Source organism: Corynebacterium striatum, from assembly GCF_016728105.1.
GTDB lineage: Bacteria > Actinomycetota > Actinomycetes > Mycobacteriales > Mycobacteriaceae > Corynebacterium > Corynebacterium striatum.
Window position 1 is genome coordinate 1872187 of the sequence record NZ_CP068158.1, and the last position, 12531, is coordinate 1884717.

Sequence of the window (12531 nt, forward strand, 5' to 3'; positions counted from 1 at the left end):
GCCATATGTTCAAGCCAGGGGGCGGAATTAAGCGGTGGATGCGCCACGCTTGAATAGTTCGTTAAGTATTTTACGTGGGGTTGCGCCGCCGAGGATTTGTCGGGGTGTTTCGTTGAGCTCATTTTGCACCCACGCGACATGTTCGGGTGTGACGGTGGCAAAGTCGGTGCCCTTTTTGTAGAACCTGCGCCTGATCTCGCCGTTGGTGTTCTCGTTGGTTGGTCTCTGCCACGGTGAGTGCGGTTCACAGAAAAACACCTGGCAGCCGTCTTTAATCTGGACTTGTGCTGTGACAGCCATTTCTGCGCCTTGGTCCCATGTGATGGTCTTTAGCTGCTCGGTGTTGAGGTCTTTGACCATGTCCTGCAGGGTTGCGACCACGGTGTGTGAACTGTGCTCATCGGGAAGGTGTCCAAGCAGGGTGTAACGGCTGGTGCGCTCTACTAGGGTAATCAGCGCGCTTTTGCCACCTTTACCAATAACAAGGTCGCCCTCCCAGTGCCCGGGAATAGCCCTGTCATCAGCTTCCGGGCTGCGGTGGGTGATCTCAGCACCTTTGATCCAAGGGCGACCGGTTAACACGCCAGCGTTTCGGGCACGACGCTTGCGTGTTGAGCCGCCGCGGATAAGTACGTCTTTAGTCTTCATGACTTCTTCAAGCTCGGCTCGCAGGCTGCCTTTGCCTTGAATGTATAAGGCACTGTAGATCGCTTCGTGGGAAATACGCATGCTTTCATCATCGCTGAAAGCATGCTCAAGCCATGCACTAATGCGCCCAGGTGACCACCTGCGGGCAAGGCAATCGACTACTACACCCCGAAGCGTTGGGCTTTCATCGAGCTTGCGTAGTTTTGGCCGCACCATCCGACCAGCAGTAGAAACAGCAGCGTTGTGGGCGTTATACCGCAGCTGCTCTGTGCCGTCCTCATCGACGATCTTCCAACCATTACGGGTGATTTCACGAGCGACGACACTGTGGTGCCTATTTATTTTCTGCGCGATGGCTCGTGCCGAATCACCGACACGACATCCCGCTTCAATAGCAACACGGTCTTCAACAGTAAGCCTGCGACCACGCCCTACTAAGGCGTGTTTGTCGAATACGCCGCTAGGAAATCCATCAACGGCTTGAGTTTTCATCGGTGCTGGCATAACAGAATCTTTACCCAGCTTCTTGCCTGTATCTGGCAAAGACACCACCGCCTCATCAGGCGTTCGACGATGTCGCTGCCGGCGTAACTTCGCATACCGCTGCTTCCTTATCCACCCATACACGGTAGAAGGATGCACACCGATAGCATCAGCCACTGTCTGACAGCTCTCACCAGCAAGCACTCGCTCCAAGGCCTGGGCACGTTTATCAGGTGACAAGTGGGCGCGTCTAGGCCGCACTTCGATTACACCAGCTTTCTTTAACCTGCTGTGAAGCAAGCCAGTCGATATTCCAACAGTCTGTGCTGCTTGACTGATCGACATACCTGCACGCACCAACCCAACAGCCTCACGGACAAACGGATCACGCAAACGACTCGCACGCCTGCCTGGAGGTTCGACACCTCTTACCCTCAACCAACCGTAAACCGATTCGGGGCCTACACCCACATCACGCGCGACCAGGCTAACTGCCTCGCCTGCCACCACGCGCTCAACAGCAGCATCCTTAACATCCTTCGGAGTCCAACGCGTCACAACTACCTCCCGGTCGAAGTGGCGCATTCACCCCTTGACAGCACGCTCAAGGTCTGGTTTTCCAGGGGTGCACTTTTAAAAACGCCCTCAGAGTCCACACACTTCCGGCACCCCAAAATACAAAATCTGGAGCAATTCAAAGAAGTCGTTGCTCCAGATTCACGAAATTAGTCAGCGGCCGGCGGTGCAGGCGGTGCAGGCGGAGTTGGTGGCTGCGGCGTATCCGCACTCAACTGTGGTGCTGCTGGCGGAGTTGGTGCCTTTGGCAGTGAAGTTGTGCCAGGAGCAGCCGGTGCACTTGGCGGCGCCGGTGTTGGAGCCTTCGGTGCTGCAGGTGCAGGTGGCGGTGTGGCGCCCGACGCGGCTGGCGGTGCGGGCGGAGTTGGTGCTGGCGCTGCTGGTGCTGGCGCTGCTGGCGCGGCGGGAGCTGCAGGTGCAGGAGGAGCTGTTGGCGCGGATGGCGCTTGGGGAGTGCTTGGTGCTGCTGGCGCGGCGGGAGCTGCAGGAGCCGGGGGTGCGGCCGGAGCGGGAGCGGCCGGAGCAGCAGCCTTGGTGGTAGGTGCGCTGGCGGTTGTTTCGGTCGGCGCAGCGGGGTCGGCGGTCGTTGCAGCTGAAGACGCAGGAGACGCGGGAGACGCAGGAGACACAGGAGAAGCCGGGGAGGCCGGGGCAGCTGGCTTTTCGGGCGCACGCAGGCGGGTAGGCGTGCCCAAGAAGGCCTTCGGTCGCGGCTGCGGCAAGGTGCCGTCGGCGTCGGCAATAGACGAGCGCAACATGAGGGCGACGTCGGAGACGTTGGGGGAGGGGGCGTCGGAAAGTGCTTTAACGCCGCCGGTGAACATGACGTTGCAGAACGGGCAACCCGTGGCGATCTCCTCCGCGCCGGTGGCGATGGCCTGCTCCGCGCGGAACTCGTTGATGCGGGTGCCGAGCTTTTCCTCCATGAACATGCGCGCGCCGCCCGCACCACAGCAGAAGGCCTCGTCGCGGTTGCGGTCCATCTCTCGGAGGGAAACGCCAGTGGCTTCCAGCAACTCACGCGGCGGGTCGAAGACCTTGTTGTGGCGGCCTAGGAAGCAAGGGTCGTGATACGTAATAGGCTTGCGGTTCTCCGGCGTACGCGGGATCGGCTTGAGCAGGCCCTCACGCACTAGGCGGTTGAGCAGCTGGGTGTGGTGGAAGACGTCGAAGTGCCCATCGAAGTCTGGGTACTCGTTACGCAGCGTGTTGAAGCAGTGCGGGCAGGTGGTGATGATCTTGCGCTGGCCTTCCGGAACGCCTTCGAAAGCGTTGTTCAGGGTCTCAACGTTTTGCTGCGCCATCATCTGGAACAGGAACTCGTTGCCGGCGCGGCGCGCGGGATCGCCGGTGCAGGTCTCACCAGTAGAAAGCACGCCGAACTTCACGCCCGCCGTGTGCAGCAGGTCCACCACGGCGCGGGTGGTCTTGCGGCCCTGTTCGTCGTAGGCACCGGCGCAGCCGACCCAGAACAGGTATTCCATGTCGGAAAAGTCCGTGGCGTCCTCGCCGATGACAGGCACCTCGATACCGTCGGCACGTGCCTCATCGATCCAGGCGCGGCGCTCAGAGTTATTGCGGCCCCACGGGTTGCCCTTGGTCTCAATGTTCTTGAACAGTCCGGTCAACTCAGAGGGGAAGTCGGATTCCGCCAAGACCTTGAAGCGGCGCAGGTCAGCGATGTGGTCGATGTGCTCGATATCGGTCGGGCACTGGTCCACGCAGGCGCCGCAGTTGGTGCAGGACCAGAGGACGGCGTCGTCAATGGCGTTTGCCAGAGCCAACACGTTGACGCCCTCGTGCGGGTTGTAGTTCTCGACCGCGGCATCGCGCATGTCCATCACGAACTTCTTCGGGCTCAGCGGCTTCTCGGTGTTCCACGCCGGGCAAAGGTCCTGGCAGCGGCCGCACTCGGTGCACGAGGTGGTATCAAGCAGCATCTTCCAGCTGCCGGGGGCGATGTCTTCTTCGAGGTCCGGGGTCGGAAGGGAGCCGAGTGCCTTGTTGCCGCTGACGTTGCGCTGGAAGAAGATGTTGAAAAACGCCATGAAGCGGTGCCACATGACGCCCCAAGTGAGGTGGCGCGAAATCAGGAAGATGAAAATCAGGCCGGTAAGCAGCTTGAACAGCGCGAAGAAGGACACTAGCGCCGGCGAGGCGGGAAGCAGCTTGGCCAGGTGGATGGAAAGGAAATCCGCCCACGGGGAGCCGTGGCCAAACGCCGCGATTTTCGACGCCTTGACCAGCAGCATTCCAAGCCCCTCCAGGAAGACTACGGCCTCGACGATGCGGGCGGGGCCTGCCTGAGAGTTGTAGAAACGGGAGCCGCGCTCGGTGTGTCCATACTTGAGGCGAACACCGATGAGGAAGCTAATGCCCACAACGGTGGCGATGCCGAGGACCTCTTCGATGAAGTGATAGACCGACCAATGCGATAGCAGCGGCCAGCCTCGCGAAGGCGCGAAGGTCTGGATATAGGCTTCAAACCAGACGAGGATGCCGAAGAGGAACCCCACCATGACTGCCCAGTGCGCCGCGTTGACGAAGGGGCGGCCCTTGAAGTGCGTGTGGCCGAATACTTCCACCACGACCCGCCACAGGCGCTTGCCGAGGTGGTCGAAACGCTGCAGCAGGGTTGGTCCGCCCGAGCGAATGAAAGCGAACATGCCCCATGCCCGGTACGCAAAGTAGCCCCACACGGGGATCGAAACGAGGATGGCTAGCCAACCGAAGACGGCTGTCATTTCACGGACTCCTTATAAAGTTGCGCGCAGATATAAACAGCCTAAACGGTGGGCGCGCAAAGATGGGAGTCGGTATTCATCGCGGTTTCGAACCGAGCGCGGCTGAGTTCTTAGCGCGGCGCTGCCATGACTAGGATTGTTATGTCCATGGGCTTTTTGGACACGGAGTCCAGTAGCTTTTTGGGCTAGGAGTCCAATGACTTTTTGGACGTGGAGTCTCCCTGCTTTTTGGGCAGGGAGTCTTTGGTGTTTTTGGACAGTCTCTAGCTCGTCTTACCGGTTATGGTTTCTTTCGTCTCGACGGGCGCGGACGCGACAGGATTGGTTTGATCTCTGGTGGCCGGCGGTGCCACATTCCTTCGACATGCCCGATGTTGATCTGTCCGCCGGCTGGACGCTCAAGTAGCTTGATGGGCAGTGGGAATGAAAACAGTGCTTCACCATCATGATCAGTGAAGAACTCAGCGGTGTCATCGGTAACGTGGCTGTATATGAGCCGGTTTTTAAACCGGAGTCCTACATAGAATCCATAGCCCAGGATGCGCACCACTCCGCTTTTGTTGATCCACAGTGTGTCGGGGATACCCCAGGCGTTGCTTGACTGGGCGGATAGACCGTCTACGGTGGGACTGATGGTAGGAGATGATTCTTGCTGGATTGGTTCGTTATCGTCATCGATGGTTGTGGGAGAAGCTGCAACTTCTCCCACAACCGGCGCCATCGCCTCTTTAACCCCATTCTCGATACGATGCTCGTGGTGTATCGCGCTTTCTGAGTGTGTATCCCGGTATGACTTCACAATCTTGGCCCACAGCACATCCGGGTCAATGGGTTGTGTTGGGGATTGAGCGTGGGCGAAGTGCTCACGGGCTTGGGCTGGAGTGATGTGCATTTTGCCGACTAGCAGGCCTTGATGGCGGCGCCTGGTGTTGTAAAACTCGCGGTAGTCGTCCAACAGCTGTTTGACGTGCTGAAGTGTTGTAGGTTGGCGTGCATCGAGAAACTTGGTCATGGTTTGATGCGAGCGTTCATCTTTGCCTTGGGTTTGCGGGCCAAAACCTGCAATGGACCAGATACCTTGGGCGGCGAGCCAGCGCTCGGTATCGGACAACCGGCCCCGGTGATAGGTGGCGAAAGCTTCACCGTTATCGGTCAAAAGTTCCTGCGGGCGACCATACGTTTCTATTGCTGCGGCCAAGGTAGTGCGAGCATCGAATCCGTTTTCTTTGGCGGCGAAGGCTTGTGAGCCCAGATCAAACCGGCTGGCATCATCAACCAGCTGGTAGATAGTGATCTGGGTATGTGGAGTGTCAAAGAGTCGGTAGACAAACCCGTCGAGTTGCCACAGCTCATCGACTTTATCGCGTGCCCAGCGTTTAAAGCTTTTACGAGGACGTTTACGGGCATTGGCCTCAGCAACACCAGCTTCGTGGAGCCAAAGCGCAATCGTAGACCGTGCCGGTGGGTGCTCTAAACCAAGGTCATCAATGAGGTAGTAATAGATTGACCACGGGCCATAGTCCCGTCCCTGGGCCTTGAGCACTGATCGAGCTGTGATGACTTTCTGACGAAGGTGATCATCGTAGATTCTGGCTGGGGAATGCGGGGCGGTGGAGTCAGGCAGGATGCCTGCACGGCCGCGTTGTTCAACGCGGCGTTTGATGTTGGCATAGGTTTGGCGAGATACGCCAATATCCTTGCAGAATTGGGTGACGGTTCGTCCGTCTCTTACTGGGTCGAAGTCCGCTATTTTCTTGCGGAGATGGGTTGAAATAGCCATCTTGGTATTCCAACCCACCGACTGTCCAAAAAGTCTTGAGACATCACGACAAGGAAGTCTTTGGACTCCGTGACCAAAAACTATCTGGACTCCCCGTCCAAAAAGCCATTAGACTCCGTGACCAAAAACTCCATAGACATCACATGCCATGACTAGGATTTGGTCGGCGTCCATGATGGAGGACACACGCTGGGCGACGGCCACCATCGTGGCGTCGGCAAGCAGCGGGCTCTCGTGCAGGGCCTGACGTACGTTCGCGGCGGTGACCACGCCGAGGAGAACCGCCACGGAGACCCAGACCAACCAGGACAGTCCGGCATCCTCGCGTACCGTCATGACGATGCCGCCGGTGTGCCAGATGTAGTCGATGTCCACCTTGGCCACGCCGTTGTCGATAATGTCAGCGTTGAGCGAGAGACCAGAATGCGAATGTGAAGAACGTGACTAGCCGCGTGCAGGTGGTATCGGCTGAATCACGTTTGGACGCTAAAAGCAGACTGGCGCAAGTTGCGCGCGGCGGGTGACGGTGGCCCAGTCTTCGGGTTGCTCGGTGGGCTGGCATAGCCCTTCCCAAGAGGTAAAGGCCACGCCGCGGGCGGCAAGCTCGAGAGGTAGAAGGCGGCGGTCACCGTGTGCGGCCAACTGGCTGAGCTCGCGGGCGGTGATGTCCGCCTCGCGACCTTCGCCCACGCGCACGTTGCCGAAAAGGCGCAGGCGCGGGGTGGTGCCGGCGGGGCAGGGACTGGCGGCGGCCTCGTGGCGGACACCGGCTAAGCCGGCAAAGCGACGGAGCAAGCCAAAGGGGGCGGGCTTGGCGCAGACGAGGTCCACACACATGCCGGCGCCGATGAGCCTTTCAGCTGTGGATAGCGCCGCCGGGCCATCGCCGACGATTGCGACACGCTGCATGGAAACCTCCTTGGTTTATTGTTTATAGACTGTTTTGTCTAATAATCTAGTCCGAGCTGTTCAGTTCTGGCAATTTTTATTCTTGCATTGCCCCAAGCTCATCGGCCTATTCGCGTGCTCAGCGCGCAGTTTCTGCTGCACGAATGCGCTGCCTTGCCTAAAGTGAGTCGGCATGACTCAATCGTTAAACCTGCTGGACGGCGACAAGCCCTACCGCGACCCCAGCATTAGCCCGGAAGGCACGCGCGATACCGCGCCGCTCAACCAAGATATTGCCGCGAAAAACGAGCGCCTTGTCGATGAATGGGCGGACAAGCTCTATGCAGAATCCGCCGAAAACATCATGGCGTGGGCCGCAAAGCACGCGCCGGGCCGGCTGGCAGTGACGATGTCGATGGAAAACACGGTGCTGGCGGAGATCGCGCACCGCGCACAGCTGGACGCAGACCTGCTCTTCATCGACACTGGCTGGCACTTCCCGGAGACGCTGGCTGTCGCCAACGAGGTTGAGGAGCGTTATGCGGACCTCCCCCTAGTCCGCGTGAAACCGCTGCTGAGCCCGGAGGAACAGGACGAAATCTATGGTCCGAGGCTCTACGCACGTGATACCGGTGCATATAACCGTATGCGCAAAGTGGAACCGCTGAACATGGCGATGGACCCATACGTTGGTTGGGTGACCGGTCTGCGCCGCGCGGATTCTGAACATCGCGCCACGGCCCCAGCGCTGAGCTTGGATCAGCACGGAAGGTTAAAGATTTCGCCGATGATTACCTGGGATTTGGCAGATACGGATCGCTATATCGCGGACAATGATCTGATTATCCATCCCTTGACGCTGAAAGGCTATCGCTCTATCGGCTGTGCGCCTTTGACCTTCCCGGTGGGTAAGGGCGAGGACGCTCGTTCCGGCAGGATTTTTGGAGACGGCAAGACAGAATGCGGGTTGCACGAATGACACAGAAAAACACACTTTCGCCTCACTTAAAGGACTTAGAAAATGAGTCCATCCACATCCTGCGCGAGGTAGCGGGCCAGTTCGATAAGGTCGGCCTGCTTTTCTCCGGCGGCAAGGATTCCGTGGTGGTCTTCGAATTGGCGCGCCGTGCCTTCGCACCGGCAGTGGTGCCTTTCGAGCTTGTGCACGTTGATACCGGGCATAACTTCCCGGAGGTCATCGAATTCCGTGACCGCTTGGTTGCTGAGACCGGTGCGCGCCTGCACGTGGCTAAGGTGCAGGATTGGATTGACCGCGGCGAGCTGCAGGAACGCCCTGATGGTACGCGCAATCCGCTGCAGTCGGTGCCGCTGGTTGAAACCATCGCGCAGCGCCAGTACGACGCCGTGCTGGGCGGCGCCCGCCGCGACGAGGAGCGGGCACGCGCGAAGGAACGCATCTTCTCCATCCGCGATTCCTTTGGCGGCTGGGATCCGCGCCGCCAGCGCCCAGAGCTGTGGGATCTCTACAACGGCGGCAAGATGGCCGGTGAGAACGTGCGCGTTTTCCCAATCTCCAACTGGACCGAGTCCGATATCTGGGAGTACATCGGCGCCCGCAACCTGCAGCTTCCTTCCATTTATTACTCCCACCAGCGCGAGGTGTTCAACCGCAACGGAATGTGGCTGTGCCCAGGCGAGTGGGATGGCCCGCGCGAGGGCGAGGAGCTTAAAAAGAAGACCGTGCGCTATCGCACCGTGGGCGATATGTCCTGCACTGGCGCCGTGGAATCCACGGCCTCGACCCCGGAGGAAATCCTGGCGGAGATTTCCGTTTCCACTCTGTCCGAGCGCGGTGCCACCCGCGCGGATGACAAACTTTCTGAATCCGCCATGGAAGACCGCAAGAAGGAAGGCTACTTCTGATGACTAATTCTTCACTCGTCGAACGCCTCACCACCCGCGAGACACTGCGCCTGTGCACTGCGGGTTCTGTGGACGACGGTAAGTCCACCTTCGTTGGCCGCCTTCTTTATGACACCAAGTCTGTGCTGGCGGACCAGGTAGAATCCATGGAACGCTCCTCGGCGGACCGCGGTTTCGACGGCATGGATTTGAGCTTGCTTGTCGACGGCCTGCGTGCCGAGCGCGAGCAGGGCATCACGATCGATGTGGCCTACCGCTACTTTGCGACGGACAAGCGCACCTTCATCTTGGCGGATACCCCGGGCCATGTGCAGTACACGCGCAACACGGTCACCGGCATGTCCACCTCCCAGGCAGTGGTGCTGCTTATCGACGCCCGCCACGGCGTCGTCGAGCAGACGCGTCGCCACCTGAACGTGGCTGCGCTGCTGGGCGTGCGCCACGTGATTCTTGCAGTCAACAAGATTGACCTGGTGGATTATGATGAGGCGACGTTCCGCGCGATTGAGGCGGAGTTCAACCGGATCGCCGCGCGCTTAGACATCACCGATACCACCGTCGTGCCGATTTCCGCGCTCAAAGGCGATAACGTGGTCGAGCGCTCCGCCACCATGGAGTGGTACACCGGCCCGACCGTCCTCGAGGTTCTCGAGACCGTCCCCGTGGCCACCGGCCGCGCCGATGACTTGGACTTCCGTTTCCCTATCCAGTACGTCATCCGCGAGCACGCCTCTGACTACCGCGGATATGCCGGCCGCGTGAAGGCCGGGCACGTGGCGGTGGGGGATGAGGTAACGCTCCTGGGCGGGCGCACCTCGACCGTCACCGCGATTGATACCGCCGATGGTCCGCTTGACTCAGGTGAGGCCGCGCGCGCCGGCGACTCCGTGGTTCTGCGGCTGGCCGATGACATCGACTTGGCTCGCGGCGACCTCATCGCCGGGACGCAACGCCCGGAGGAGGTGCGCGAATTCGCCGCCACCGCGGTGGTCCTCACGGACAAGGAGCTGCGCGCGGGACAGATGGTGAAGCTGCGTTATGGTGCCGCGCTGGTCAAGGCCCGCGTGGCGTCGGTGGAGCGCATCCTCGACCTCGATGGCGTGGCCGATGTTGAGGCACCGGAATCAGCAGCCCTCAATGACATTGCGTTCATTACCGTCCAGACCCAAGCGGAGCTTCCCGTGGAGGACTACGCCGCTCGCGGCGCGGTGGGCAATTTCCTGCTCATCGATCAGTCCAGCGGCAACACGCTGGCAGCAGGCTTTGTAGGCCAGCGCCTGCGCTAATACCCCTTAACCCGCGGCTTTATGGCCGCGGGTTGTGGCGTTTTAGGCGGTTTTTTCGGCCTGCTTGCGCCCCATGGTCTTGCGCAAGGACCAGATGAATTCCGCAATCATCAGATAAACCGGGGTACCGCCGGCGACCATGAAGAAGAAGGCGCCGGCGGAGCTGGCCTCCTCGACGTAGGTATCAGCGCCGTAGAGGAGCTCGTATCCGCTAGCGTTGCCGAACTCCGCGAGGGCACCGAGGCCGCGAATGGTGGAAATGATCCACATGAAGGCCAGCAGACCCCACACGATGCACCACTGAATCGACTGGGCACGCTGACGGGAGGGCTCCACGGGGAAGGAGAAATCAACGTTGAAGCTGGAGGAGCCGGAAGCCTGGGCGCTCGAAGGCTGCGGCATGAGCTGCACGCCCGAGCCGGAGTTGGCGATCTCACGGATGCGGGCGACATCCACCTCGGGGCCGAAGGGATCCGCGAGTGCTCGGTCATACTGCTCGCGGCGGTCCTGGCGGGAGAAGATGCTGTGGGCGGTGGAGAGTTCGTCGTAAAACGCGGCGTTGGACGGGTCCGTCGCGGAAAGGCGGCGCTCAATCTCCGAGGCCAAAGTCGCGGAATCAGCGGAAGGGTCAAGGTTGAGGGAGTTATAGAGGTTGTAGTGTGCCACGAGGCGAAAAAGTCCTTTCGAGGGGTTAGCAGGGGTCGCTGAAATCTGCATCGTTATTGAGTGAACGGGCGTTGCCACTGTACCGCGCTTTGAGTTTACAAACCTCATCCACGCTGTGGCCGGCGTCGTAATACGCCGCATAGACCTGCTTTCCTTCGTGTTCCGAACGCAGCGAGCTGCACGCCGTTCCGGGCATGATGTTGACCCCGGCGTAGTGGGACTTCACGCGGTCGATCTCGGATTGCGGTGACGCGCCATAAGGGACGAGGAGGGAGTCCACGATGAGGATGTAGCGACCATCGCAAATTTCCTGAGCTTCTACCTTCTCAGTGCTGTCTGCGCAGAGAGGGATGTCGTCGGTGATTTGGGTCGGGGCGTTGTCGGCCTTGAGGTGGTCAGCATCCCAGCACTAAATTGATGAGGTGTCATCGACATCGTCGTTCTTATAGGAAGTCTACTCCGTGCCGCCCCAAGTGAAGAGATAAAAGGAGGGGCTGTTCTCCGTGGCGAGGTAGAGCCAATCGTCGTTGCACAACAGCGTCATCGGGCGAGAAATACCGTCCCTGGTCTTCTCAGCTGCTGTACCGCACCTGTCCTGAGGTGTGTTCTTAGACGTCACAGGTTTCGTAGTGCTCGTCTCAACGCTTGTAGTGCGGGTTTCACTGCTTGTTGAGCCGGACTCAGCACTTGTGGTGGTGTTTGGGGCCACCTGCGTAAAGCGGGCCTCGTGCTCCGTGGTTTCAGAGGATGAGCGTGACATCAGAAACTACGTGACACCCGCAATGACCGCAAAGGAGCACGATAAGGGCGATGATAAGGATGCTTCCCGGGCGCGCAGGACGTTCCGGGTCCTCGTTGTTTGGCGGGGTCCAAGGGTTGCTATTAGTCACGCAGGGAACTCCTTTAAGACGGGGCGACGGACACGGCTTCCCCAGGAAGCCGTGTCACACTTTAGCCGTCTTGTCCCTGTGAGACAGGGTTTTATACGGGCGGGACATCGCCGCTCATGATCACCTTTTGCTGGCCTTCATCCCAGCGGAAGCTTGCGTGCGTCTCGCCGGTGCGCCCGGCGGTGGTTTCGCCCTCGCGGGCCCAGTGGTAGGTCACGGCGATCTCGGCGTCATTCACGCGTTCGATGGTGGGGAAGAAACCATAAGGCTCGGCGGTCGCGGTGCCGAGATATTCGCCCTTGTGGAAGAGCATGATGTGGTGCGGTGAGGAGGCCGTGGCACCCTCGATCGCGATGATTAGCCAGCTCAAATCCGCGCAGGGGTCGAACTCTGAGGAGGAAGGCCGCCCCCAACCGAAGCCATTCCACGGTGCGATGGTGCCGATGCCTGATTGATAGGCCTCTTCAGCGTCAATATCCTCGCAGGATTCTGCTTCTTCGGTCTTCGGGGCAGGTGCCTGGTTGCTCGTTGGCTCCGGGCTGGCGGCCTCTTCCCTGGGACTTTCGGCAGCAACGCTCATCGGGCTGTTGCGGACCGCGCTAAACATGGGGTGTCCGCCTCGCCCTGCTCGTCCTGGGAACAGGCGGCGAGGGGGAGGCACATGAGTGCAGCGCCCACGAAGGCAG

The 12531-nt window shown here is 59.9% G+C and carries 12 protein-coding genes and 2 pseudogenes; 3 read left to right on the forward strand and 11 right to left on the reverse strand.

All coding sequences use genetic code 11. The features are described 5' to 3' along the window. Positions 1–27: 27 nt before the first annotated feature. The 6 genes and pseudogenes from I6I72_RS08795 to I6I72_RS08815 all read right to left on the reverse strand — a co-directional run bounded on the left by I6I72_RS08795 (position 28) and on the right by I6I72_RS08815 (position 7140). Positions 28–1247 (reverse strand): annotated as a pseudogene (locus tag I6I72_RS08795) (IS30-like element IS1513 family transposase). A 61-nt stretch (positions 1248–1308) separates the two neighbouring features. Then, a pseudogene (locus tag I6I72_RS13925) lies at positions 1309–1716 on the reverse strand (hypothetical protein); the annotation flags it as partial. A gap of 140 nt (positions 1717–1856) precedes the next feature. Next, positions 1857–4451 carry a (Fe-S)-binding protein gene (locus tag I6I72_RS08800; protein WP_201806736.1) on the reverse strand — a complete coding sequence of 865 codons (2595 nt, stop codon included), beginning with the start codon at positions 4449–4451 and terminating at the stop codon, positions 1857–1859. Positions 4452–4731: 280 nt separating this feature from the next. After that, complete coding sequence (locus tag I6I72_RS08805; protein ID WP_046646292.1) at positions 4732–6231, reverse strand: integrase core domain-containing protein; 1500 nt, start codon at positions 6229–6231, stop codon at positions 4732–4734. 108 nt (positions 6232–6339) lie between these two features. After that, positions 6340–6615, reverse strand: a complete 276-nt coding sequence (locus I6I72_RS08810; protein ID WP_049147173.1) for a hypothetical protein — start codon at positions 6613–6615, stop codon at positions 6340–6342. Positions 6616–6717: 102 nt separating this feature from the next. Beyond that, the gene (locus I6I72_RS08815; protein WP_049147171.1) at positions 6718–7140 is read right to left on the reverse strand and encodes a hypothetical protein; all 423 of its coding nucleotides are present in this window, start codon (positions 7138–7140) and stop codon (positions 6718–6720) included. A 172-nt stretch (positions 7141–7312) separates the two neighbouring features. Here I6I72_RS08815 and I6I72_RS08820 point away from each other — a divergent pair, with 172 nt between their 5' ends. The 3 genes from I6I72_RS08820 to I6I72_RS08830 are packed head-to-tail and all read left to right on the forward strand — an operon-like array spanning position 7313 to position 10289. Then, entirely contained in the window at positions 7313–8098 is a 786-nt protein-coding gene (locus I6I72_RS08820; RefSeq protein WP_100619057.1) for a phosphoadenylyl-sulfate reductase, read from the forward strand. Beyond that, positions 8095–9003: a sulfate adenylyltransferase subunit CysD gene (gene cysD, locus I6I72_RS08825; protein ID WP_049147166.1), complete on the forward strand. Its 909-nt coding sequence runs from the start codon at positions 8095–8097 to the stop codon at positions 9001–9003. The genes I6I72_RS08820 and cysD overlap by 4 nt, the downstream gene beginning before the upstream one ends. After that, on the forward strand, positions 9003–10289 hold the full coding sequence (locus I6I72_RS08830; protein WP_049147164.1) for a sulfate adenylyltransferase subunit 1: 1287 nt from the start codon (positions 9003–9005) through the stop codon (positions 10287–10289). Before cysD ends, I6I72_RS08830 begins: the two co-directional genes overlap by 1 nt. A gap of 42 nt (positions 10290–10331) precedes the next feature. Here I6I72_RS08830 and I6I72_RS08835 read toward each other — a convergent pair whose 3' ends face one another. The 5 genes from I6I72_RS08835 to I6I72_RS08855 form a co-directional block, all read right to left on the reverse strand. Beyond that, positions 10332–10955 carry a hypothetical protein gene (locus I6I72_RS08835; protein WP_049062287.1) on the reverse strand — a complete coding sequence of 208 codons (624 nt, stop codon included), beginning with the start codon at positions 10953–10955 and terminating at the stop codon, positions 10332–10334. A gap of 25 nt (positions 10956–10980) precedes the next feature. Next, complete coding sequence (locus tag I6I72_RS08840) at positions 10981–11235, reverse strand: hypothetical protein (RefSeq protein ID WP_049062288.1); 255 nt, start codon at positions 11233–11235, stop codon at positions 10981–10983. A gap of 174 nt (positions 11236–11409) precedes the next feature. Further along, positions 11410–11715, reverse strand: a complete 306-nt coding sequence (locus tag I6I72_RS08845) for a hypothetical protein (RefSeq protein ID WP_129720776.1) — start codon at positions 11713–11715, stop codon at positions 11410–11412. Continuing rightward, complete coding sequence (locus I6I72_RS08850; protein ID WP_153246193.1) at positions 11696–11845, reverse strand: hypothetical protein; 150 nt, start codon at positions 11843–11845, stop codon at positions 11696–11698. Before I6I72_RS08850 ends, I6I72_RS08845 begins: the two co-directional genes overlap by 20 nt. Positions 11846–11936: 91 nt before the next feature. Beyond that, the gene (locus I6I72_RS08855) at positions 11937–12506 is read right to left on the reverse strand and encodes an LppP/LprE family lipoprotein (protein WP_236592610.1); all 570 of its coding nucleotides are present in this window, start codon (positions 12504–12506) and stop codon (positions 11937–11939) included. Positions 12507–12531: the final 25 nt, after the last annotated feature.

What these genes read in the sequence shown, in the direction of transcription:
- I6I72_RS08830 (WP_049147164.1), top strand. Translation starts at nt 9,003, where the DNA reads ATGACTAATTCTTCACTCGTCGAACGCCTCACCACCCGCGAGACACTG.
- cysD (WP_049147166.1), top strand. Translation starts at nt 8,095, where the DNA reads ATGACACAGAAAAACACACTTTCGCCTCACTTAAAGGACTTAGAAAAT.
- I6I72_RS08800 (WP_201806736.1), bottom strand. Translation starts at nt 4,451, where the DNA reads ATGACAGCCGTCTTCGGTTGGCTAGCCATCCTCGTTTCGATCCCCGTG.
- I6I72_RS08845 (WP_129720776.1), bottom strand. Translation starts at nt 11,715, where the DNA reads ATGTCACGCTCATCCTCTGAAACCACGGAGCACGAGGCCCGCTTTACG.
- I6I72_RS08805 (WP_046646292.1), bottom strand. Translation starts at nt 6,231, where the DNA reads ATGGCTATTTCAACCCATCTCCGCAAGAAAATAGCGGACTTCGACCCA.
- I6I72_RS08815 (WP_049147171.1), bottom strand. Translation starts at nt 7,140, where the DNA reads ATGCAGCGTGTCGCAATCGTCGGCGATGGCCCGGCGGCGCTATCCACA.
- I6I72_RS08820 (WP_100619057.1), top strand. Translation starts at nt 7,313, where the DNA reads ATGACTCAATCGTTAAACCTGCTGGACGGCGACAAGCCCTACCGCGAC.